At 48.1% G+C, this 22484-nt stretch carries 20 protein-coding genes and 1 tRNA gene; 3 read left to right on the top strand and 18 right to left on the bottom strand.

The window, feature by feature from the left end; translation table 11 throughout:
* Window positions 1–32 precede the first annotated feature (32 nt).
* From MHFGQ_RS06305 to MHFGQ_RS06315, 3 genes are all read right to left on the bottom strand, one after another.
* Window positions 33–755, bottom strand: a complete 723-nt coding sequence (locus MHFGQ_RS06305) for a two-component system sensor histidine kinase NtrB (protein ID WP_106004346.1) — start codon at window positions 753–755, stop codon at window positions 33–35.
* A 68-nt stretch (window positions 756–823) separates the two neighbouring features.
* Window positions 824–3547: a UPF0182 family membrane protein gene (locus MHFGQ_RS06310; protein ID WP_106004347.1), complete on the bottom strand. Its 2724-nt coding sequence runs from the start codon at window positions 3545–3547 to the stop codon at window positions 824–826.
* A 111-nt stretch (window positions 3548–3658) separates the two neighbouring features.
* Entirely contained in the window at window positions 3659–4588 is a 930-nt protein-coding gene (locus tag MHFGQ_RS06315) for a D-alanine--D-alanine ligase (RefSeq protein ID WP_106004348.1), read from the bottom strand.
* 145 nt (window positions 4589–4733) lie between these two features.
* Between MHFGQ_RS06315 and MHFGQ_RS06320 the strand changes: the two genes are divergently transcribed.
* Window positions 4734–4809: transfer RNA gene (locus tag MHFGQ_RS06320), tRNA-Trp, on the top strand.
* Between the two features lie 110 nt (window positions 4810–4919).
* On the opposite strand, the gene fusA is transcribed toward MHFGQ_RS06320, so the two are convergent.
* The gene (fusA, locus tag MHFGQ_RS06325; protein WP_106004349.1) at window positions 4920–6971 is read right to left on the bottom strand and encodes an elongation factor G; all 2052 of its coding nucleotides are present in this window, start codon (window positions 6969–6971) and stop codon (window positions 4920–4922) included.
* A gap of 183 nt (window positions 6972–7154) precedes the next feature.
* On the opposite strand from fusA, the gene MHFGQ_RS06330 reads away from it, so the two are divergent.
* On the top strand, window positions 7155–8696 hold the full coding sequence (locus MHFGQ_RS06330; protein ID WP_106004350.1) for a putative polysaccharide biosynthesis protein: 1542 nt from the start codon (window positions 7155–7157) through the stop codon (window positions 8694–8696).
* On the opposite strand, the gene surE is transcribed toward MHFGQ_RS06330, so the two are convergent.
* The 8 genes from surE to MHFGQ_RS06370 all read right to left on the bottom strand — a co-directional run bounded on the left by surE (window position 8651) and on the right by MHFGQ_RS06370 (window position 15106).
* Entirely contained in the window at window positions 8651–9445 is a 795-nt protein-coding gene (gene surE, locus MHFGQ_RS06335) for a 5'/3'-nucleotidase SurE (RefSeq protein ID WP_106004351.1), read from the bottom strand. The genes MHFGQ_RS06330 and surE overlap by 46 nt on opposite strands.
* Before the next feature lie 2 nt (window positions 9446–9447).
* Window positions 9448–9612: a YpmA family protein gene (locus tag MHFGQ_RS06340; RefSeq protein ID WP_338825594.1), complete on the bottom strand. Its 165-nt coding sequence runs from the start codon at window positions 9610–9612 to the stop codon at window positions 9448–9450.
* Entirely contained in the window at window positions 9609–10412 is an 804-nt protein-coding gene (locus MHFGQ_RS06345; protein WP_170066123.1) for a tetratricopeptide repeat protein, read from the bottom strand. Before MHFGQ_RS06345 ends, MHFGQ_RS06340 begins: the two co-directional genes overlap by 4 nt.
* Window positions 10413–10603: 191 nt before the next feature.
* Window positions 10604–11071, bottom strand: coding sequence for a Fur family transcriptional regulator (locus MHFGQ_RS06350; protein WP_106004354.1), 468 nt, complete (start codon window positions 11069–11071; stop codon window positions 10604–10606).
* Between the two features lie 19 nt (window positions 11072–11090).
* Window positions 11091–12059 (bottom strand): hypothetical protein, encoded by a 969-nt coding sequence (locus MHFGQ_RS06355; protein ID WP_106004355.1) that lies wholly within the window; start codon window positions 12057–12059, stop codon window positions 11091–11093.
* A 17-nt stretch (window positions 12060–12076) separates the two neighbouring features.
* Window positions 12077–13039: an acyl-CoA dehydratase activase gene (locus MHFGQ_RS06360; RefSeq protein WP_106004356.1), complete on the bottom strand. Its 963-nt coding sequence runs from the start codon at window positions 13037–13039 to the stop codon at window positions 12077–12079.
* Window positions 13014–14126, bottom strand: coding sequence for a 2-hydroxyacyl-CoA dehydratase (locus tag MHFGQ_RS06365; protein ID WP_106004357.1), 1113 nt, complete (start codon window positions 14124–14126; stop codon window positions 13014–13016). Before MHFGQ_RS06365 ends, MHFGQ_RS06360 begins: the two co-directional genes overlap by 26 nt.
* Window positions 14123–15106, bottom strand: a complete 984-nt coding sequence (locus MHFGQ_RS06370; protein ID WP_106004358.1) for an acyl-CoA dehydratase activase-related protein — start codon at window positions 15104–15106, stop codon at window positions 14123–14125. Before MHFGQ_RS06370 ends, MHFGQ_RS06365 begins: the two co-directional genes overlap by 4 nt.
* 145 nt (window positions 15107–15251) lie before the next feature.
* Here MHFGQ_RS06370 and MHFGQ_RS06375 point away from each other — a divergent pair, with 145 nt between their 5' ends.
* Window positions 15252–15602, top strand: coding sequence for a TIGR04086 family membrane protein (locus MHFGQ_RS06375; protein ID WP_106004359.1), 351 nt, complete (start codon window positions 15252–15254; stop codon window positions 15600–15602).
* 69 nt (window positions 15603–15671) lie between these two features.
* Here MHFGQ_RS06375 and MHFGQ_RS06380 read toward each other — a convergent pair whose 3' ends face one another.
* The 6 genes from MHFGQ_RS06380 to thiL all read right to left on the bottom strand — a co-directional run bounded on the left by MHFGQ_RS06380 (window position 15672) and on the right by thiL (window position 22449).
* The gene (locus MHFGQ_RS06380) at window positions 15672–16142 is read right to left on the bottom strand and encodes a hypothetical protein (RefSeq protein WP_106004360.1); all 471 of its coding nucleotides are present in this window, start codon (window positions 16140–16142) and stop codon (window positions 15672–15674) included.
* 232 nt (window positions 16143–16374) lie between these two features.
* A complete protein-coding gene (locus MHFGQ_RS06385) occupies window positions 16375–19143 on the bottom strand; it encodes a helicase C-terminal domain-containing protein (protein ID WP_106004361.1) in 2769 nt (922 codons plus the stop codon).
* A 19-nt stretch (window positions 19144–19162) separates the two neighbouring features.
* Window positions 19163–19549, bottom strand: coding sequence for a biotin/lipoyl-containing protein (locus tag MHFGQ_RS06390; RefSeq protein WP_106004362.1), 387 nt, complete (start codon window positions 19547–19549; stop codon window positions 19163–19165).
* Window positions 19546–19767 carry a hypothetical protein gene (locus tag MHFGQ_RS06395; protein WP_106004363.1) on the bottom strand — a complete coding sequence of 74 codons (222 nt, stop codon included), beginning with the start codon at window positions 19765–19767 and terminating at the stop codon, window positions 19546–19548. Before MHFGQ_RS06395 ends, MHFGQ_RS06390 begins: the two co-directional genes overlap by 4 nt.
* Window positions 19768–19793: 26 nt before the next feature.
* Entirely contained in the window at window positions 19794–21338 is a 1545-nt protein-coding gene (locus MHFGQ_RS06400) for a carboxyl transferase domain-containing protein (RefSeq protein WP_106004389.1), read from the bottom strand.
* Window positions 21339–21444: 106 nt separating this feature from the next.
* A complete protein-coding gene (gene thiL, locus MHFGQ_RS06405; protein ID WP_106004364.1) occupies window positions 21445–22449 on the bottom strand; it encodes a thiamine-phosphate kinase in 1005 nt (334 codons plus the stop codon).
* Between the last annotated feature and the right edge of the window lie 35 nt (window positions 22450–22484).

A 22484-nucleotide genomic window follows, 5' to 3' on the forward strand; every position in this document is an offset into this window, starting at 1 on the left:
ATTTTAGAAAGTTATCTACAAAGTTATGCACTTTATCCACTGGTTCCATTTAAAGTTACGGGCAGACATATAGTAAAACGACTTCCCTCCCCCACTTTGCTCGTAACTAAAATTTTACCCCCATGGCTGGCCACAATACGCCTGCTCAACGTGAGGCCCAGACCGGTGCCGTTTTCTTTAGTGGTATAAAAGGGCTCAAAAATTAAATTTAATTTTTCCGGTGGGATTCCCGGCCCGTTATCTTCTACTGTGGTAACTACCTGTCTGTTGGCCGCATCAAAATACGAACTAATAATGACAATCCCCCCCGGACCGGTTGCCTGGATGGCATTGGAAGTCAAGTTTAGAATAACCTGTTTCATCTGACCTGGATCTAAGCATAATAGGGGTAATTCCGGCGATAAATTTTGTATTAATTTAACATCATACATTATAGCTTCCTGTTCCGCTAAAAGTAAAGCTTCAGCAACTAACTGGTTAAAGGCTATAAATTGCAATTGGGGTTGAGCAGGTTTGGCCAGGGACAGGAATTCCTTGATAATATTATTAATTCTATCCAGCTCTTCGAAGATAATAGTAAAATATTCTCGCTCGACACCCTGAGGATCGAATTTGTTCTGCAACAGCTGTAAAAAACCGCGAATAGAGGTCAGGGGATTACGTATTTCATGGGCCATACCGGCAGCCAACTCGCCGACGATGGCCAATTTTTCAGTTAAATATTCTTTATCTTCTTCGGGAAATGGATATACCATGGCCCTTCACCTCCAAACTATAACTTATAATTTACCACGAGATGCATTTATTTCCTTCTATATAAATACTAAGGTTGAATATTTTGTTGCATCTCTTGAAGAAGGCGACCCAGTTTTTGCATGTTTTCACCATAACCGTTCCAATCTCCCTGCTTTAATTTTTCTTGGGCTTCATTATACAGACGATTGGCTTCTTGAATAAAAGTTGCTAAATTACCGTTTGGAGGCAGGAAGGGTTTCGTTTCCTGTATCGGAGGAGCAGGGAGCTTTTCACCGAAAACGGCTTTTAAGGCATTATCTAAGGTATTGGCCATGGCGATTTTTTCCCCGTATGCCACAATCACCTGGCGGAGTTCCGGCAGTTTGCTTTCCTGAGATTGAAGAAAAAGTGGTTCTACATACAGCAATGATTCCCTTATGGGCAGGACTAGTAAATTTCCGCGGATAACCTGGGAACCGTGCTGGTCCCAAAGGGTCAGTTGCTGGGAGATGACCGGATCTTGATCGATGCGGGCCTCAATTTGCATAGGCCCGTATATTGAACGATTTTTAGGAAATGTATAGAGCAAGAGCTGGCCGTAATTAGGACCGTCGTTACGGGCGGCAAGCCAGGCCACCATGTTAACCCTACGCGCCGGCGTAAAGGGTAGCATTAATATATATTCCTCCCGCACCTCACCCGGCAGGCGTAAGACTGTGTAGTAGGGTTCCATTGCCTGGCGCTCGTTGCCTACCATTTCTTCGGCGATATTCCATGCATCTTCTTTATTATAAAAGAGCATGGGGTTTTCCATATGGTAATTGGCCAGCATCTTGGCCTGGATGGTCATGAGCTCCGGGGGGTAGCGGAGATGTTGCTTAATCTCGGAATCCATGGCCGTTATAGGTTTAAAAAGGCCGGGGAAAATCTTCGCCAAAGTTTGGCTTATCGGATCGTCGGGATCTATAAGGTAATAATTTACGGTACCGTTATAAGCATCAATAACTACTTTGACGGAGTTACGGATATAATTAAAGCCTTCTTCTGCCGGTTCGGCGTAGGGATACATATTAGTTAAAGTATAGGCGTCGAGGATCCAGTATAGCCTACCGCCGGCTATAACCAGGTAGGGGTCGTTGTCATAGTGCAGGTAGGGCATTATTTTGCGAACTCGTTCTTGAATTTGTCGGTAGTATAAAATTTTGCTTTCCGGTGTTATTTCCTTACTGGCTATTAAGCGGTAATCTTTAAAACGAAAAGCAAAAATGACTCGGCGCAGGTAATTTTTAAGGGGTACTCCTCCGCTGCCATCATAACGATTTTCTACAAAATTGTCGCCGCTGCTTGAAGGGTAATCGAATTCGGCTTCCCTGCCGCCGGTGATGATATAATCGCCGGTAAGTTCACCATAATAGATGCGCGGTTCGTTTAGCTGGAGACCGACGTTGCTCTGAAAAGGTAGATCGCCAGCAATAAATTGGGGTTGGCCACCAGAGGTAATGGCGCTGGCCGGATTCATAGCCAGACCGTAGCCGTGGGTGTAACGTATCCTTTCATTTATCCAATTTTTAGCTCGATCCGGCAATTTTTCCTGATCTAACTCCCGGGCTGCCAGCATTACCTGGCAAAGTCTGTTGTCCAAAATATAGCGGTCGACATCGATATCCTTAAAGCTATAATAGGAACGTATTTCCTGGAGCTGGCTGTACGTCTGTTGCAGGGGGCGGTAATCCCACAAACGGATATTTTCCAGGGCGCTCCTTTCCTGTTCCAAATCCGCCGGGGTAAGACTGTCACGGGCCGGGAATTCCTGTGTTTTTATTCTATCTAACCCAAAGGCGCGGCGAGTATATTCAATATTAAAACGCAGGTAGGGCTCTTCCCGTACAAATTCATTGGGCTCGACTTGGAACTTTTGTACTGTCGCGGGTAAAATGAATACAATCAAAATGTATGCCAACAGGAACGCCATGATCCCCGCCACGACCAGCTTGAAATTACGGCGCAAGGTATTTAAAAGAATAAGTAGGGCACAGGCCAGGGAAATTGCTGCTAAAATATTGTATCCCGGCAAAAGGACATGGATATCCGTATAGCCGGCACCGAAAAATAAACCCTTGGGTGAACGAACCAAATCCAGGGCCTTAAGGCGAAAGCCCCAGGCCTGCACTATAAATAAAAGGGCAATTAAAATGGAAAAATGGGCGTGGTGACGGGAAAAGACTCCCTGACGCAAGCCTAGAAATTCTTTCGGAGCAAATAATAGGTAGAAAAAACCGGTAACCAGGGCGGCCCCTATTAAGGCCGTAACCAGCAGACTGAGGATAAAACGATAAAAAGGCAACTTGAAGACGTAAAAACCGATATCCCTGTGAAACAGGGGATCCGCTAAACCAAAATTACCAGCCTTGAGGTATTGTTGAACGAGCAGCCATTTTCCTGCTGCCAGGGGACTGAAGAAAAATGCGCCGAAAAGGCTCACCGCAAGGTAAAAGATGATTAACCGCCGTCTGGTGATAAAGCGGTTAACGAGGTACTCTTTTAAGGTCCAGCTCTCACGGGAAGATACGGGTGTAAAATTTAAACTCCTGGTGCTAAAAAGCAGATTGAGGAAAAAGAACAGAAAGAAAAAAGATATAACTGCCAAACGCACCCCTCCGTCGGATAATAGCCTGGTAATGAAGACATGACGGAGGCCGACTTCGCTAAAAAAGTACCAGTCTGCTATATAATGGGAACCCAGAAAGACGATGGTAAAACCTGCCAAAAAGATGCTTAAGAGGGCTATCCTTATGCGGTTTAAAATGGTCATATTAAAAACCTCCTGAAAAGGGGGGGTAAAAAATACTTCGCCACCGGGGTGGCTTTTTTCCTTCTTTAATTAAAGAAAAATCCCGGTAGAACCGGGAGTGCCCTTCCTTTTTTACGGTTCCAGGGCCAGGTCAACTATTTTTTGCACCAGGGCCTTAAAATCCATTCCGGCGGCACGGGCGGCATCGGGGACCAGACTGGTAGCCGTCATACCGGGAACACTGTTTACTTCAATGACATGGGGGTCTCGACCGTTGGCCACAATCATATCTACTCGCGCGAAACCGCGGCAGCCGAAGAGTTTATAGGTTTGACGCGCAAGGGCGGCAGCCGTGGCCAATACAGTTTCCGGCAGCCTCGGCGGGATTATGTGTTCACTTAAACCGGGTGTATATTTGGCTGTATAATCATAAAAGCCCGTCCGGGAAACGATTTCTATTAAAGGAAGGACTGTGGGGTTGTTGTTGCCTAAAACGGCTGCCGTTATTTCTGGTCCAGGGAGAAAAGCCTCGGCCATAAAGCAGGGATCATATTTTAAAGCAGCTTCAATGGCCGGCGTGAGTTCCTGTTTATCTTTGACAATAAAGGTCCCAATAGTAGATCCTTGCGTCGGCGCCTTTATGACCACCGGTAGTCCCAGGTCTTTTATAATCCCTTTTTCTATATCTCCTTTGCCGGCGGCATACTGTTCGGCGGTCCAGCTTAAAAAATCAGGTGTAGGTATACCGGCGTGTTTTAAAACGCGTTTGGTCATGATTTTATCCATAGTTATGGCACTGGCGAGGACACGACTGCCGGTATAAGGTATACCTAATATCTCCAGCATACCTTGGACGGAACCATCTTCACCTGGCTTGCCGTGAAGGGCGTTGAAGACGCAATGGGGCTTAAAAGACGTTAATTTCGCAATCACCTCCGCATCCAGGTCCAGTTTTATTACCTGGTGCCCCAGGACTGTCAGGGCTTCGGCCACGGCCTCACCGCTTTTTAAGGAAATTTCCCTTTCGGAAGAAGGGCCGCCCATTAAAACGGCTATTCTCATGCTTTGCATGTTCCTCCTTGAAAACTATTAGCTTTTAGCTGTATATTTTTATCTATATTCGTTTAATATAACAAGAAACCTTCCAAATGAAGAAAAACATATTCTTGACTGGTGGGTAAAATATAGATATAATATTAAATGCCATAGGGGTGTAGCTCAATTGGTAGAGTAGCGGTCTCCAAAACCGTTGGTTGCGGGTTCGAGTCCTGCCACCCCTGCCATGATATGATATAATAAATGATGGCCTGAAAAGGCCATCATTTATTATTACATTTATAGAAGACCCGACACAAAATAATGTAAGCTCCCCTTGCGAGGGAGCTTTTTTGATTTACTCTTCTTTTTCGCGTTCACGTTTGGCTTCCTGGATAATTTTTTCGGCGATATTGGCCGGGACTTCTTCGTAATGGGAAAAATCCATCTTAAAATGGCCGCGGCCCTGGGTTATAGATTTTAAGTTGATAGCGTAGCGGTACATTTCGGCCAGGGGTACCTGGGCGCGGATAACCTGGTTTTTGCCTTTTGCTTCCATTCCCAGGATGCGTCCCCGGCGGCTATTTAAGTCGCCCATAATGTCGCCCATAAACTGTTCCGGTACGGTAATTTCAACGTTCATGATGGGTTCCAACAGGACGGGTTTGGCCTGTTCGACTGCTTTGCGGAAGGCTATGCCGGCGGCAATCTTAAAGGCCATTTCCGAAGAGTCTACGGTATGGTATGAACCGTCGGCCAGGTTAACCTTTATATTGGTAACCGGATAGCCGGCCAAAATACCTTCTTGCATGGCTTCCCTGATGCCTTTCTCCACAGCGGGAATGTATTGCCGTGGGACTGCACCACCGAAAATAGTTTCGGTGAACTCGAATTCCTTATCCGGCAGAGGCGACATATCGATGAAAACATGACCATATTGACCGTGTCCGCCTGTTTGTTTCTTATGCTTACCTTCTACCCTGGTGACGCTGGTACGGATGGTTTCCCTATAAGGTACTTTGGGAGTGCTCATTTCAACGTCGACACCAAATTTGCGCTGCAAGCGCTCCAGGGTAATATCCAAATGGGATTCGCCCATACCGGTCAGTATAGTTTCCCTTGTTTCGTTGTTTTTACTCAGACGCAGGGTGGGGTCTTCTTCCAGAAGCCTCGCCAGAGCGTTACTGAGTTTATCTTCGTCGCCTTTACTTTTGGGACGAATGGCTACGGGAAGTGTCGGTTCGGGGAAGTCGATGCCTTCCAGTTTGACCGGATTGGCTTTGGTGGTAAGGGTATCACCAGTGGTGGTGAACTGCAATTTAGCTACGGCGCCGATATCACCGGGACGCAGTTCGCTTACCGTCGCCTGGTTTTTTCCTTGAAGGGTAAAAAGCTGGCCTATCTTTTCTTCGTTTTCTTTGTTGGCATTGTAAACGCTGGAGTCCGATTTAAGGATCCCACTATAGACCCTTAACATGCTCAGACGCCCGACGTACGGATCGGCCAGAGTCTTAAATACAAGGACGGCCAGGTTTTCTTTTTCCAGCTCGGATGCTTCTTTCCCGGCTGCGTCGGTGGGAGAAGGTAGATAATTTACGATATAGTCCAGCAGTGGTTTGACGCCCATATTTTTAAGGGCTGAACCACATAGAACGGGTATTACTTTGCCTTCGGCGATGGCTTGTTTTAAACCGCGGCGTATTTCATCCGGTGTCAGTTCTTCACCATCGAGGTATTTCATAAGCAGTTCGTCGTCGCCCTCGGCGGCGGCTTCAACAATCGTTTCCCTTAAAGAAGCCACTTCATCTTTGTATTCATCTGGGACAGGGCCTACCTTCTCATTGCCGTTCCCGTCATAGGTATAGGCTTTCTGTTCGAGGATATCGATGACGCCGCTGAAGGTTTCGGCCGCACCGATGGGCAGTTGGACAGGAACGATATGACCTTTGAAACGTTCCCGCATAGTTTCTACGGCTTTTTGGAAGTTGGCGTTTTCCCTGTCCATTTTGTTAACATAGGCCAGGCGCGGCAGCCGGCGTGTTTCCGCCTCTTCCCAAACAACTTCTGTTTGAACTTCCACTCCTGCTACGGCGCTAACAACTACAATCACACTATCGACTACTCTTAAGGCGCTTACGACATCGCCAAAAAAATCGCTATAACCCGGAGTATCAAGTATATTTATTTTATTATCCTGCCACTCGGCAAAGGCCAGGGCGGTATTAATAGTCACTTTGCGTTTGATTTCTTCTGGATGGTAGTCGGTTACGGTGTTGCCATCGTCTACCCTGCCTAAGCGTTTGGTGGCCCCGGCGTTGTACAATAAAGCTTCCGTAAGGCTAGTTTTGCCCGCCCCACCGTGGGCTACGATGCCAACGTTACGAATGCTGCTACTGGGGTAAACTTTCATTAAATTAAGCCCTCCTCACCTTCTGCTGTTAACAAAAGCTTAACACTGTATATATTAGCTTTCCTTTTGTAAAAATCCTCTTTTTCTATGCAAATATTTTTAGACCATGTCATTTCTACTTTTCCCCACATATGGTTCTTCTAAACATTTCCGGACGGGCATACATTTAGAAGGGGTGAAAGTATGGGTGCCTCTATCTGGCAGGGCGCGGCTGTACTCATGCTTGCCAGTTTATTAAATCGAGGGTTTAGCTTTGCTTATCGTATCTTGGTGATACGTTTCGTCGGTGCTGAAGGGATGGGTCTTTATGAAATGGTTTTCCCTTTTTATAGTATGGTTTTAATGATTGCTACAGCCGGCGTGCCGGTGGCCCTGGCAAAGCTCGTGGCAGAAAGGGTGGCCCTCCAGGCCTGGGGGAAAGTTCGCAGCGTTTTTCGCCTTTCCTTATATTTTTTAAGTGCCAGCGGCTTATTAACAGCCTTGATTTTATATTCTATAACTTCCCTTCTCACCAGTACTTTTTTTGCCGACGGACGTGTTTTCCAAACTTTTATGGTAATGTTAACCGCCATTCCGGTCGTATGTATATGTTCGGCTTTTCGCGGGTATTTTCAAGGACTACAGCTTATGCAACCAGTAGCCCTAGCCCAGGTATGTGAACAAATTGTAAGGGTAGGCGCCGGTCTATTTTTTAGTATTCATTTCCTTCCCTACGGAGTGGCTATGTCGGCAGCGGGACTGGCGATGGGTATGGTTTTAGGAGAAGTTGTGGGTTTGGTTATAAGCATTGTTATTTTCATTCAAGCCCGTCCTTACTTCGATATTGCTCCTTACCAGAAATCTCCATTAAAAGATGACATAATACCCCTTGCCCGCCTTTCCCTTCCGGTTATGCTGGCCAGGGCTGCCGGTGGAATTATGCTGACCCTGGAAGCCATGCTTATTCCTCGCCAGCTTCAGCGTTGGGGTGCAGGTGTGGCAGAAGCGACGTCAATTTACGGCCAGTATGCGGGTATAGCCCTTACTCTTATATATCTGCCGATGGTCATTACGGTGGCGGTGGGAATAGCCATGGTACCTGCCATTGCGGAAGCCCAGGCGGTCAGAGATTACGAACTGTTGGCTAAACGCTGTCGACAGGCGTTAAAGCTTACCGTCTTAAGCGGTTTGCCCTTTGCCTTATTTTTTTATCTGTTGGCCACGCCCCTCTGCGATCTTATTTTTTCCACTCCTGCAGCCGCAACCGCCTTGAGGGTTCTGGCATGGGGCAGTGTTTTCATCTATTTGGAGCAAACGACCGTGGGCATCCTCAACGGACTGGGCGCCATGTCAACTATTTTGAAGAACACCATCATTGGCGGCTTTGTTGACATTTTGGGGATTTATTTCTTAACCCCGATTTTGGGCATAGGCGGAGCGGCCCTCGGGGTAAATTTTGGCACGGCAACGACGGCAGTGTTGAATTTGCTAGCTTTGATCAGGGTTACACCTTTTCGTCTCGACTTTCGCTCTTTTGTTTACGGTCCTGTGGTGGCGTCCTGTGGTCTGGTTTTAGTTACCTCCATGGTTTGGGGAAAATTAACATATATATCGCCAGCCTGGCGTCTTATCCAGGCCATTGGCGGTGGAGGAACAGCTTATCTTTTAATTCTATTGAGCCTGGGAATAATTAAAACCCATCATTTTTGTTTTTTACCCTGGATGGGCCATAAAGCCGGGAAATAGTCCTGCAATCCTTCGCGAAAAGCATGGTTGGTCAAATCTAACTGTAGAGGTGTTATGGAGATATAACCGCGCCGAATGGCACCGATGTCCGTATCGGGACCGGCGTCGAGTTCTTCTTTTTCACCGGCCAACCAATAATAAGCCCTTCCCCTGGGATCCTTACGGCTGCTTACGGTATTTATATAGCGCCGTTGACCTAGGCGGGTAACGGCGACGCCCTTTATTTCTTCTTGAGGTAAAGACGGGACGTTGATGTTTAACAAGGTGCCCTTGGGCAGTCCCCTTTTTAGTATTTCTCGAACTATTTTAACCGTAAAGTCGGCGGCAAAGGCGAAGTCAAAATCTTGTTCATCGTCGCCAGCTAAAGAAACGGCCAGGGAAGGCAGGCCGTTGATGCAACCTTCTATCGCTCCCGAGACGGTGCCTGAATATAAGACGTCGGTACCTAAGTTTTCTCCCCGGTTAATACCAGAGACGACCACCGCTGCCGGCTCGTCGAGGAGGGCGTCAAGGGCCAGCTTAACACAATCGGCCGGGGTGCCGTTAATTGCCAAACATCTAGCAATTGGTCCGTCCATAGGCATTTCGGTAGCCCGTAAGGGTTTATGCATCGTTATACCATGACCTATGGCGCTGCGTTCTTTTTCGGGAGCGACAACAACTACCTTGGCGATTGAGGCCAGGGCCGCCCCTAAAGCTTTGATACCGGCGGCATGGATGCCGTCGTCGTTAGTCACCAGGATTACCAATTTTACACCTCGTAAATTGAAAGTGTCATAGTTTGTCCGTCGGTATTTTTGGATAGGCCGAACATAAGGTTATATTCCTTTAAGGTTTTATTTAATAAATCTACGACTTTATATAGTTCATCATTACAACTGAAGCTTTTAGTGGCAAGGAGGCGCATTGGAATCATCCCTTCTTTTCCGTTTCCTGGTGTGAAATTAACCCCCAGGCCCGGTTGTAACAGGCTGCTGCTTTTTCCCCATCGCCCTTTTCCTCAAAAAGAAGGCCTAAAAGCTGCCACCCTTCTTTATGCCCAGGGTAATGGCGTAATAATTCTTCTAATACCTCTTGTGCTTCTGTAAAACGACGCAGCTTAATCAAGCAAGAAGCGAAGTTTTGCCTGACCTGAAGGTCATCAGGTTTAATATCCAGTGCCCGGGCGTACAGTGATGCGGCCAGATAATGTTTACCGAGGTTTTCTAAAAAGAAGGCGGCATTATTGAGGACCGAAAAATCCTCTGGTAAAAGGCGTAGAGCCGTTTCCATACATTCAATTGCCTCCAACCAGCGGCGCCCTTGAGCCAGGGCCGCCGCCAGGTTGGCTATTATTTCCCCCTGGTTTGGTGCCATTTCGAGGGCCTGGTGGTAAAATTTAATGGCCTCATCTACACGGTTGAGCTGAGCAAGGCAAACTCCTAGATTGTTGAGGAGTCCGACCTCTTTTACCCCCAGCTGGTGGGCCCGAAGGAAACAGCGATAGGAAGCCTCCCAACGCCTCAAGGACTGGTAGCATAGACCGGCATTGATTAAAATATCCACGTCCCTGGGAGCCAGTTTGAGGGCCCTTTGATAGCAGCTCAGGGCTTCATTGTTCTTCCCAATTTTAAAAAGGCAGTAACCTAGATTATTCCAAAGGACGGCGTGGCGTTTTTTCGAAGTAAGAACGGTTTGATAAAGTTGAGCTGCCTCTGCATAGCGCCCCTGTTCCATCAACCTCCACGCCTGGTATTCTAAGCTGGAAACCTTACGACGAATGATGGAAAATGGCGGCTGCTTTTGACTATATGAAGGACTTTGGACAGGACTGGACACGGCACATCGCTCCTTTTAAAATCCATCCTGTCCTTTAATTTTCGTCCTTCGTATTACCAATTCCTTCCATATCAGTTAAAAATCGTACGTCAAATAGCGTCAACATCCGACCTTTTTAGTTTTTGGGCGGCGCAATCGCGACAATATCCGAAAAACTTTAATTGGTGATCGGTAATATGAAACCCCGTTTGTTGTGTTAGAAGTTTTTCCAGGGATTCCAGCAGATCGTCGTCAAACTCCTGCACCCGGCCGCATTCCAAACAGATCATGTGGTGATGATAATGAGTTTCATGTTGGTCCAATTCATAGCGTGTTCTTCCGTCGCCAAAATTGATTTTTTGTAAAATGTCCAGTTCGGCAAGCAAATCCAGCGTGCGATATACGGTGGCCAGGCCGATCTCAGGGTAGCGTTCTTTGACTATATTATATACCTCTTCGGCGCTTAAATGCTCTGCGGCGTTTTCCAGGAACGCCTGAAGAATTACTTGGCGCTGGGGGGTGACTTTATAATCTAGCTGGTGGAGCTTTTGACAGATGGCGTTAAAGGTATTTTCCATTGTTTAACACCTGCATTTATCAATCCCTGGTAATGATCAATGTTTCCATAAAGGCTCGGCCGGATGCTCTTTTTTCCGGAGCCGTGGCCGTCGTTAATTTGCCTTCGCCAATACATAGGATGGCGCTGCCGCCCATAACGGTGAGCCTCGGTGGGCCAACTGTCTTTGTTTTTTCAATATCTAAACGGACAAGGGGCGTTATATCGGCTTCTAAAGAGAGTTCGGCGGGATAGGTCAGATTATCTTTTGTTGTTTGCTCCAGAACCTGTACTTCCAGATTACCGGTCGAAGCCAAAACATCCTTATCGTGGGCACAATAGAAGGCCCTTACATGTTTGCCGCTGTATAGAAGATTGCCCCAGAAATCGGCCCATAAAAGGGTATAGGAGTCGCTGTAAAAACGACCCTTTAATGCCCCTCCCAGGGCCTGGGATAAGGGGAAATTATAACGCAGATATTCTCCCATGCCTTCGCCGTAAAAACTTTCTTCATGTTCCTTATGGACTATCTTGCCGCTGATGTTGGCTCGCGGTATCGGTACGGACCAGACAAGGTATTTGTCGCCCTTCTCACCGTAATTAATCCTGCCCTGGCCAGGTTGCCAGGGTGGGAGCAGCGGTTTATACACCAAATCTACGCGCAGTTCTTCTGAACGCCATTCCAGATAGAAATCATTGCCTGCCTGATAAATACGACTGCCGGCCATTTGTATATCCAGGTGGTCGGTGCTTGCTTTAATAGGAGCGGTATATTCCTGCACTATTACGTCTCTTCCAGGTCGGGCCACCATCAGGCGAGCTTTTCCCTCGTTATTACACACGCAGAAAGATACGTTGAGATAGCAGCCGTCGGGACTTCCGGCTTCCCAGAACCAGCATTCTTCTTCTCCTGTAGAAGCATGATAGGAATAGTCGGTCGGCGTTAGGGGTTTCGACGGCAGGACGTTAAATTCCGTATCCTGCCAGAAGGAAAAGGTACTTTCGCGCACTCCCCTTCACTCCTTTCTCATTCACCGAGGGTATCCCATTTACCGCAGCGGCTGCCCCAGCGGGCAATTAAACTTCCTTCTTCTTCTATATTAACAATTTCACACAGGTTTGAACACCCCTGGCAAATAAAACTTGTGGCCCGGAATTCCTGGTCGGCTATCTCAAAACCTTTAAATTTTGTCTTACGATTATTATTTATATAATCTCTGGCCAGGAGGGCTGCACCCAGGGCCCCCATTACGGCAAAGTGCTGGGGTACAATAATTTCTTGCCCCAGGGCTTTTTTAAATGCGGCACGAATGCCGGCATTGGCTGCTACTCCTCCTTGGAAGACTATAGGAGGGAGTATCTCCTTGCCCTTGGCTACGTTATTTAAGTAATTGCGGACAAGGGCTTCACAGAGGCCTCCTATGATATCTTCTATATTGTGTCCCATTTGTTGTTTATGAATCATATCGGATTCGGCAAAGACGGTACAGCGGCCGGCGATGCGAACGGGATGCCGCGCCTTTAAGGCCAGCTCGCCAAAGTTTTCGATAGGTATACCCAAGCGGGCCGCCTGCTGATCTAAAAACGACCCCGTTCCGGCGGCACAAACTGTGTTCATGGCGAAATCGGTAACTACACCCTCACGCAGGATGATAATCTTTGAATCTTGGCCGCCAATTTCCAGTATGGTCTGTACTCCCGGTATTTCCTGGCGGGCGGCGACGGCATGGGCCGTAATTTCGTTTTTTACTATATCAGCACCTACAATGGCGCCTGCCAGATAACGACCGCTGCCGGTAGCACCTGCCCCGGCAATAGTTATGTTTTCCGGCAGATTTGCCTTTATCCGACGGAGGCCTTCACGTACTGCCTGGATGGGCTGGCCGTGGGTGCGTATATAAAGGCTGCTTAAAACTTCTCCTGTTGATGTAATAACCACAAGGTTGGTGCTAACGGAACCAACATCAATACCCAAATAACAGGGCTGCATCTCTCTTGGCCTCCCTTTGTTCGCGACGCTGGCGCAAAAGATCAACGAAGGCCTCCAGCCTCGTTTCGACACCGGCGCGGCCGGTCTGTTCATCAATGGTTAGACTTAAAACCGGTATTCCGAAATCACGGCTTACGCGTGGCAGGATACTCTTGGCAACAATTTCGGGTATGCAGGTGAAAGGTGCCACCTGTATTACGCCGTCAAAACCGTTTCGAGCGTAAAGGATGGTTTCGCCGACGCTATTTTGGCCGTGACCCCCGACGAACTGGTTCAAATATGGATGGGCAAGTTGCCGTACGTCCTGGGCACCGTGGGATAAAACGTCGGTGGTTGTATACTGGGTCAAATATATGGAGCGGTGGGTTATGACCCCCATCTCACCCAGCGTTTTTTCTATATCGAGATTCATAAAAGGCTCAAGGAGAACATAAATCTCACCCACGATCCCTATTTTTAAGGGGCGTCGTGTCCTGTCTTGGGGGATATTTTTTAAGAGGCTGATACATTCTTCCCGCGCGGCTGTTATTTCTTTCATGCTGCGGGCCTGTTCCACTAATTTCAGGCATTGATGAAAAAGACGAGTGGTTTCTCCTTTGTTTATTTCATAGGGACGGATAACGGTGGCTGTTTGCTCCAGCTCATCCAGGAGCTTTAACTTGGCCCAGGCACGACGAACGATATCAACAAAGGCCAACCAGGAAACCCCTGCCGTTTTAAGGACCCGTCTTAGCTTAAGAAAAAATGTCCAGATTCCGGTCAGGGGAGGATCGAAGATAAATATCTCAAAATCATACCCCAGATTGCGCAGGATTTTTTCGTGCATCATGCCGTAAAGACCGGCGCGGCAGGGCCCCACTCCACCCGAGGTTATAATCATCTGGGCGCCCCGTTCCAGGACTTCCAGGTATGTTCCTAAAACCATTTTAAAGGGGATACAGGCGTATTCCGGGGCGTAGGTAACGCCACGGTCTAAGGTGGCACGGCTGGGATGGGGAGGTACGATGGCCTCAAAACCCATATCCTCCACCAGCTGTTGGAAACCGAGATAAGAATATCCCATATGGGCAAAGGACACCCTTTTCACCCGTTTCCCCTCCTTTGAAGGAGCATATCGATAAAAGCTTCCAACCTGGTGGTTATACCGGCATCGCCCGTCTGTTCATCGATGCTTATGGACATGAAAGGTAGTCGCCCGTTACTTAACCTGCGGATGTCCATTTCCATAATTTTATCCACCATAGCATCAGGACCGCATCCGAAGGCAGTTATATGGATAATTCCATCAATATTTTGCTGTTGGAGGTAATGGTAAGATGCTCCGAGAACTAGATTGGAATAATGCCAGAAAAGGCGTTTGGGAATACGGCCGCTCAAGCGATATAGCCTAGAGGGGTTAACCATTTCCATAGTCCATACATTTACATCCATTTTCTTTAATTTACCAATCACATCCAGGCTGATGTATTGATCGTAAACCTGGTAAGGGTAGCCCAGGACAGCAAGGTTGAGTTTTCCCTCGCGTACCGTTCCTTCAACTGCTTCTCCCTTTAGTTTAGCCATGGCCTGAAGGGGCAGGTAACCGGCCAAGAGCAGCTTTTGATAGGCATTTTGGTGGTGCCTTGCTTCAAGATAGGCCGCCCAGGCCTGACGCAGACCGAAGCCCAGCAACTCAGCAAGGCCGCGGCAGATAGACCAAAAGCCTCCCATACACCGGCAGGCGTCGACTTTAAAATCGATAATAGGAGGCAGATTGGCAAGACTGGCGCGCACCATATCCGGTAGTCCCAAAAATTTGGGACAAAAGGTGGTATATTTGTTGAGCCGAACCATACGTGGGATAAAAATGGCATCTACTTTATCCTTTAAGGTCAGAACGTGACCGTGAAAAAGTTTTATAGGGATACAGGCATCGGCTACCGCTTCACGGGAGCCGTCATCCAAAATGGCCTTGGTGGTCGGTGGAGACTGGACAACTTCAATACCGAGGCGATTAAAAAAGGCCAGCCAAAAAGGAAAATGGCTGTAATAAAATAGAGCTGCCGGAAAACCGATATGTAACGCCAAGATTACTCCTCCTGTTTTACTATCCTACCTAGATTTCGACGTTCTTTAAAAAATACCTTCTAAACCAAAAGCAAGAGGAGGTATTTTATCATGGCAAACGGCATAGGGTTTAGGTGAGGCGAGAATAGCTTTGGGGGTGTTGGGTATGTTGGTAGCTGTTTTGGTGGGTCTGCTCTATGCCACGCTATTGGGAATGGGTATGTCGGTAATTTTAGGTTTGGGCTTGTACTTTACTCCCCTTTCCGAAGGTTTACTGCCGTTGCTGGCAAGCATTATAGTGGCCCTGGCGGTCTTCTGCGGCGGCCTGCAGGCTGCCCGGAGCGCGGCCTCAAGGGGACTTGTCCAGGGTTTGGCGGTGGGTCTGCTGTTTTTTGCCGTTACCGTGGCCGTCGATTGGAACGGAACTCTCATGTCCCTGGACGCCGCCGGCCAGAAGCTCGGGCTCTGTCTTCTGGCCGGTGCTACCGGAGGAATTGCCGGGATAGCCACACGCTAGTATTAATGAACGACAGATATCAAGCTAACCTGTTGCAAAATCGTGTAATCGGGCCATAGGCCTTCTTTTTTATTCTTCCTTCTGGATATCATGAATTTTCCATATACCTTTCTCATTTAAAATGGTAATTGTCTGGGGTATGGAAATAACCTCCTTTCGGGAAGATACCAATTCGACATATCCCTTTACATGGGCAATTCCTTTTTTCCAATCTATTTCCTGTTCCTTAATCAAAAAGAAAACAAATTGTAGGGTAGGGTCCTGCTGTCGCCGTTGCCGCCATTCTTTTAATAAAAAATTATATTTTTCGCTGACGTTAAAGTCAGCTGTAACAACGGCGGCCAATTCTTCTTCCTTTCCTGCCGCCAGGGCGCGGTAAAAGGTATAAATGACGGCGAAGGGTTCCTGTCTTTCGTTGCTAACTGTCAGAGCAGTTTGGGCAGGAGGACTGTTTATCCACTTTTCATTAAATAAAAACCACCACGAAGTAAGACCTATACCGAGAATTACCCCCCCTAAAAAATATTTTATGCTCCTCATTTTAAGTCCCACCCCCATGGTTAATTGTAATGGTGGGACCTGGCTTTTATGCTAAAAAAAGATGAGAGGTTACCCCCTCATTCCTGGTGTAATAGTTTCTTTAACAGCCTTTTTAAAAAAGCAGGTAAAGGAATAAAATAGACCCGCATGTTTTTCACCTCGCTCCGGCTGTTCTCCTTAAATATACTATTAAGACCCGGAGGGAAAAGTGCATGTTTATCGGGGAGCGAGGTTATTGAGCATTGAGCCATGATGTTAGTTTTTCGGGTAATTCGGCCGGAGTCACTACAGCAGTAGTAACCGGTGGTAAGGATTGAAGAAAGTGTCGTCCGTAGCGCTGGGAAAGAAGACGTTGATCAAGTACCAGCATAACCCCCCGATCTTTAGCCGTCCGGATTAGGCGACCGAAACCCTGACGGAAGCGAATAATGGCCTGGGGAAGGCATAATGTGGTGAAGGGATTTTTGCCTTTGGAGGCCGCATTTTCCATGCGGGCGGCCAGTAAAGGTATTCCAGGGGAAGGGAAGGGTAGCCTGGGAATAATGACGCATTTTAAGAGTTCTCCCGGCAGATCGATTCCCTCCCAGTATGTGTTCGCTCCCAAAAGAACAGCCTTTGAAGTTTGCCGGAATTCTTCTAAAAGTTGGGCGCGGCCGCCGTCGATTCCTTGGGCGAGGATGCTGAAATCACTGCCCGACAGTGCTAAACTTAAGTGTTTATATAAATCTTGCAAGAAACGATGGGAGGTACATAAAATTAAAGTCCGCCCGTTAATTCCATGAAGACATGCCGCTATTACCGCGGTTATTGCTTCAGCATAAGCGCTATCGTTAAGTTGCCCGGGATTCGGCAGTCCTTTTACGGCACAGACCAGGGCCTGGGAAGTATAATCAAAAGGTGAAGCCACCTGGCATGTATCTATTTTCCTGTCGATTAAGTTATTTATTCCCACCTGTTCTTTATAAAAATCAAAATTATTGGCTACGGTTAGAGTGGCCGACGTCAGAACTACGCTCTGTTTATGGGAAAAGAGCATATCTGCCAGTATGGTTCCTATTTCCAGAGGGGCCGAACGCAGTATGTATTGGTTTGTAGGTGTTTTTTCCAGCCAGCACGCAGCTTTTTCGGGTTCGGCGGTGAGAATGTCCCCTATATCGTGACAGTATTGGGCAAAAAGGTTTTTTAGATTGGCGGCACTCGCCGCCATTTCCTCGGCACCAAATGCCGAGAGCAATTCGCTCAAACGTTCTAGTCTCATGGTTAGGGCGTTTATGCTTTCCTCCAGCTGACCAAATATGCTTAATAAATTGTCCCAGGAAGGCGTTTCTTGCAACCGCGGAGTAAAGCGTAGCGTGCCATTATTGTTTTCCCATAGAGCGACGGAATTTAGATCAGCTAAGCATTCCCAAAACCTCTGCCATTCACCTTCTAATGCTGTCACGTTTTTTTCCAAATCATTGAGCAGAGATAATAAAAACGTCGTCTTGTCCTGTCTGTCCAAGCGGGCAGCGAGGGCTCGAATCCTACCTAAAAAGCTTATATTATTTCCATCGCCTAGATACCGAAGATAAAAATTGCCGGCAGCCTGGCTGACGGTAAGGCCCAGATGCTCGGCGGCGACTTCTTCCAAGTGGTGGGCTTCATCGATTATAAGATAAGGATAATCGGGTAGAATTTGGTTATTAAAACGGATATCGCTTAAAAGGAGAGAATGGTTTAATATTAAAATATCTGCAGTTTCAGCCTCTAAACGGGCACGGGTGACAAAGCAACCGTCGTAAAAAGGACAACTGTTACCGACACATGTATCTTTATCGGCGGCAAGGGATTGTTTAAACACTTCCTCTTCGGGTTTGAGCTTCATTTCGCTCCAGTCTCCGGAAGTCGTAAACTCTAACCATCTCAATACGCGGAGGATAAAATTCCGTTCTTCCCTTCCAGATGGAGGATTATTTTGGTAATCCCGGAGTTTACGAAGGCAGAGATAATTGTTGCGCCCTTTAACCAGGGTTGCTTTAAAAGAGAAGGGAAGCACTTCTTTTAAGAGGGGCAGGTCTTTGTGCCATAGCTGCTCCTGGAGGCTTATAGTATGGGTGGCAATGGCTACCTTTTTACCAGAGTGACAGGCCCAGTACACTGCAGGCATTAGATAGGCCAGGGTTTTACCGGTACCCGTTCCTGCTTCGATAATAAGGTACCGGTTTTCAGCAAAGGCGTTAACTACCGACCGGAGCATTTCGGCCTGCTGGGGACGGTATTCATAATTAGGAATTTTTTCGGCTAGGGGCCCGCCGGGAGCGAGGAAGGCAACAATGTCTTCCGTCCCAAAATCTGGAACGGGTGATTTGGGCAAAGAGGCGGCCACAGCAAAGAGGCCTGCGGCCGCGGCTTCTTCATGGGCTACCGGTGTGGATTCTGCCATTAGGGCGGCTTGAAACCATTGTTTTAGTCCTTCTGGAGCCAACTGAACCATGCTGGTCAAGAGTTTTCTTTTCAAACCCAGGGTAGCCTTCCAGAGTACATCCAGCAGTTGGACGGTTGCTAGAACGTCTTCCATGGCGCGGTGGTGTTCATTTACAGCAAAGGCAAATTTTCGACTTAAGAATTCCAGCCTGTAGGAAGGGAGGCAGGGATAGAGGATACGGCTTAAAGTCAGCGTATCTAACAGGGGACGGTGCCAGGTCGAATTCCCAAAGGCTTTGTTCAAAAAAGCCAAATCGAACTGTCCGTTATGACCAGCAGGTATGGCATCGACCATAAGATCAAGTAAATGGGGAAGGACCTCGGTTAAGGATGGGGCGTGACGCACCATAGCGTCATCAATGCCTGTTAATTTTTGAATATGGGGTGGTATAGACCGGCCGGGATTAATCAGGGTGTGCAATCTACCCGTGATTTGTCCTTTTTCCAGGCGTATGGCGGCAATCTCAATGATTTGATCGCAATTGGGATCTAAACCGGTCGTCTCTACATCGAGGACGACGTAGGTATGTGGTAGCATCGCGAGGCCCCCTTCTCAGTCAATGTCCCAGCCGCACCAAAGGCTGACCGCCGGTCACACTGCTGCCGGCCTGAACCATTATTTCATGAACCACTCCATCGAAGGGCGCTTGGATTTCGTTTTCCATTTTCATAGCTTCAATTATTAATAATACCTGTCCTTGAGATACCTTCTGACCGGGTTTTACCCATACATCGACTACCGTACCCGGCAGCGGTGCGGTTACAGTAAAGTCATTTTGGGGCATGTGGGGGCGCTGGTTAGGTATATCGTTATGGTAAATAAATGTCGATTTTTTGGACTGGTTTTTTATTACGGGCTGCAGGTAATCGAATCCCCTGCCCAATTCTTCAACTTCTACATTGAAAGTTTCTCCATTGACCGTCACCTGAAAATGGCGTTTCATCCCGCCCTTCGTCTCCTTTCGAAAACCGTTGCTTTACCCATCAGCTCCTGGCGTCCGGCCAGAACCCAGCGTTTATTGTTTTCCTTCAAGGGACGAATGGCTGTGATTTGCCAGCCGGTTTCTGTCTGCATATAAGCCGCCACCGCTGCAGTGATGGCGGCTATGACTTCCGGAGCGACAGCCCTGTCTAAAATTATCTGCTGGCAAAAAAGGGCCACAGGTATCACCTGCCTTGACTTAAGAATTAAACGGGGAAATTGCCATGTTTTTTAGCCGGCCGGGTTTCCCTTTTATTAAGCAACGTCAATAAGACCTGAATTAAGTGTAGACGGGTATGGGCCGGATCGATAATCGCATCGACGAGACCCAAACCGGCGGCTACATATGGATTAGCGAATTTCTCGCGGTATTCCCATATCTTTTGCCGGCGTACTTCTTTGGGATCGGCGGCATTATTGATTTCTTCACGAAAAATGATATTGGCCGCCCCTTCCGGTCCCATAACGGCAATTTCACCCGTCGGCCAGGCCACAACGTGGTCTGCACCAAGGGAACGGGAACACATGGCCAGATATGCACCGCCGTATGCCTTGCGAAGCACTACCGTAATTTTAGGTACGACGGCTTCGGCGAAGGCATACAGGAGCTTGGCTCCATGGCGAATAATTCCCCCCTGTTCCTGCTCTACCCCCGGTAAATATCCCGGCGTGTCGACCAAGGTGAGGAGGGGAATGTTGAAGGCGTCACAGAAACGGACAAAGCGCGCCGCTTTGTCGGCGGCATTAATATCCAGACAGCCGGCCAGATGTCGAGGTTGATTGGCAACAATACCTATGGTATATCCCCCCAGACGGGCCAGGCCGATAACTATATTGGTCGCATATTGGGCCTGGATTTCCAGGAAAAGGCCATCGTCCACCACAGCATGGATAATTTCTTTAACGTCGTAGGGTTTGTTGGGATCCACCGGGACGAAATTGCGTAAATTGGGGCAAAGCCTTTCAGGGGAATCATTACCGGGTACATACGGCGGATCTTCCATGTTATTACTCGGAAGATAGCTCAGCAGGGTGCGAATTAAATGCAGACAATCTTCCTCAGTCAGGGTATAAAAATGGGCAACGCCACTTTGGGTCGTATGGGTAACGGCACCGCCCAGTTCTTCCGGTGTTACTTCTTCACCAGTTACTGCTTTAATAACCTGGGGTCCCGTAATAAACATTTGGGCCGTACGGTTGACCATGAAAATAAAATCCATTAGGCCCGGAGAGTAAACGGCACCGCCGGCACAAGGGCCCATAATGGCAGCAATTTGGGGAATGACGCCAGAAGCAAAGGTATTGCGTTTAAAGATTTCCCCATAACCGTTAAGGGCGGCTACGCCTTCCTGGATGCGGGCGCCTCCGGAATCGTTCAAACCGATTATTGGTGTACCGGTTTTTAACGCCAGGTCTAATACTTTGCAAATTTTTGCAGCATGCATTTCTCCCAGGGAACCGCCCATAACGGTGAAGTCCTGGGCATATACGTAAACTTGACGGCCGTTTATAGTTCCAGATCCGGTTACTACTCCTTCCCCGGGCAATTCAATGTTTTGCATGCCGAAATCTGTAGCCCGATGACGCACGAACTGATCCAATTCGAGAAAACTTCCTGGGTCGAGGAGCAGTTCTATTCTTTCTCTGGCCGTAAGTTTACCTGCTGCATGTTGCCTGGCGATGCGTTCTTCACCGCCGCCGGCAAGAATAACGGCGCGCCTGGCTTCCAGGTCAGCAAGCTTAGCCTTCATGTCTTCACCCAATTAAAATATCCCCCTTATTTATTCCCTACCTCCTTATATTACCAGGTAATAAGGGTAGCTTGCAAGTCTAATATAGCGGGTGCATTTGCGATTTTTATTGAAAATGGTTGTACCCGCCGGGAGGCAGCGGCCTTCTTTCCCCATTAATGACAATAGTTATACCCTCTTCAGCGGGAACTACTTGGCCGATGGGGGTAACAGGGGTACCGCAGGCGTCTGCAATGGCCTTTTGTACGGCGGCCACTTTATCCGGTCGGCAGGTGAGGAGCAACTCGAAATCTTCCCCTCCGTAAAGGGCATATTCCAGAGGGTCCTTCTGGTAAAGGGCCGCGAGTTCCCTGGTGGCCGCCGCGATGGGAATGGCGTCCGCCTCCAGTATAAAACCAACACCGGAGGCTTGGGCGACGGTATATACTTCAGCAACCAGCCCGTCGCTGATATCGTCCGCCGCCGTCAGCCCTTTAACCGGCAGCGCCGCGCGAATTTCAGTCACCCTGGGAGTAGGCTGAAAATGGCGTTTACGGGCGTAGGCTAAAGCTTCCGGCGGTACTGGTCGCGGTGTGAACAAAGCGTCTAGTGCGGCGGCCGCTCCCCCGAGATCTCCTGTAACCAGCAGGATATCCCCGGGCCGGGCGCCGTTGCGGTAAAGGCAGGCCTCTTCTTCTACCCTTCCAAGAATGGCCAAATTTATAACCATTGCCCGCGGCGAAGAAACGGTATCTCCGCCAATTATATTGACGCCGAAGCGACGACCGCATTCCCGCAGGCCTTCATAGAGCTCGTCCACAAATTCCACCTGTTGTTCCGGTCTTAAGGCCAGGGAAATAAGGGCCTGTTCTGGTATACCACCCATGGCGGCAATATCGCTTACATTTACCGCCATGGTTTTATATCCTATCTCCCAGGCCGTAGCGGTGGACAGGGTAAAATGAACGTCTTCTACCAGCATGTCTGTGGAAGCCAGGGTTAAATAGCCGTTTTCTCCTTTTAAAACCGCGGCATCATCGCCTATTCCCATGACAACCTTGTCGGGAATAATTACACATCCCGCCTTCAATCGTTCAATAAGCCCAAACTCTCCTAAGGACTTTAGATTCATAACTTTTTATTCTCCCTCTATCTTCCCTTATTTTG

The sequence above is a fragment of the Moorella humiferrea genome (assembly GCF_039233145.1).
GTDB lineage: Bacteria > Bacillota > DSM-521 > Neomoorellales > Neomoorellaceae > Neomoorella > Neomoorella humiferrea.

Bases quoted from the DNA above. Each gene is read 5' to 3' on its own strand.
- MHFGQ_RS06350 (WP_106004354.1), bottom strand. From the start codon at position 11,071: ATGGAAAATACCTTTAACGCCATCTGTCAAAAGCTCCACCAGCTAGAT.
- MHFGQ_RS06330 (WP_106004350.1), top strand. From the start codon at position 7,155: ATGGGTGCCTCTATCTGGCAGGGCGCGGCTGTACTCATGCTTGCCAGT.
- MHFGQ_RS06315 (WP_106004348.1), bottom strand. From the start codon at position 4,588: ATGAGAATAGCCGTTTTAATGGGCGGCCCTTCTTCCGAAAGGGAAATT.
- fusA (WP_106004349.1), bottom strand. From the start codon at position 6,971: ATGAAAGTTTACCCCAGTAGCAGCATTCGTAACGTTGGCATCGTAGCC.
- MHFGQ_RS06380 (WP_106004360.1), bottom strand. From the start codon at position 16,142: ATGAGGAGCATAAAATATTTTTTAGGGGGGGTAATTCTCGGTATAGGT.
- MHFGQ_RS06375 (WP_106004359.1), top strand. From the start codon at position 15,252: ATGTTGGTAGCTGTTTTGGTGGGTCTGCTCTATGCCACGCTATTGGGA.
- MHFGQ_RS06340 (WP_338825594.1), bottom strand. From the start codon at position 9,612: ATGATTCCAATGCGCCTCCTTGCCACTAAAAGCTTCAGTTGTAATGAT.
- MHFGQ_RS06360 (WP_106004356.1), bottom strand. From the start codon at position 13,039: ATGCAGCCCTGTTATTTGGGTATTGATGTTGGTTCCGTTAGCACCAAC.
- MHFGQ_RS06310 (WP_106004347.1), bottom strand. From the start codon at position 3,547: ATGACCATTTTAAACCGCATAAGGATAGCCCTCTTAAGCATCTTTTTG.
- MHFGQ_RS06390 (WP_106004362.1), bottom strand. From the start codon at position 19,549: ATGAAACGCCATTTTCAGGTGACGGTCAATGGAGAAACTTTCAATGTA.
- MHFGQ_RS06305 (WP_106004346.1), bottom strand. From the start codon at position 755: ATGGTATATCCATTTCCCGAAGAAGATAAAGAATATTTAACTGAAAAA.
- thiL (WP_106004364.1), bottom strand. From the start codon at position 22,449: ATGAATCTAAAGTCCTTAGGAGAGTTTGGGCTTATTGAACGATTGAAG.
- MHFGQ_RS06385 (WP_106004361.1), bottom strand. From the start codon at position 19,143: ATGCTACCACATACCTACGTCGTCCTCGATGTAGAGACGACCGGTTTA.
- MHFGQ_RS06400 (WP_106004389.1), bottom strand. From the start codon at position 21,338: ATGAAGGCTAAGCTTGCTGACCTGGAAGCCAGGCGCGCCGTTATTCTT.
- MHFGQ_RS06345 (WP_170066123.1), bottom strand. From the start codon at position 10,412: ATGGAACAGGGGCGCTATGCAGAGGCAGCTCAACTTTATCAAACCGTT.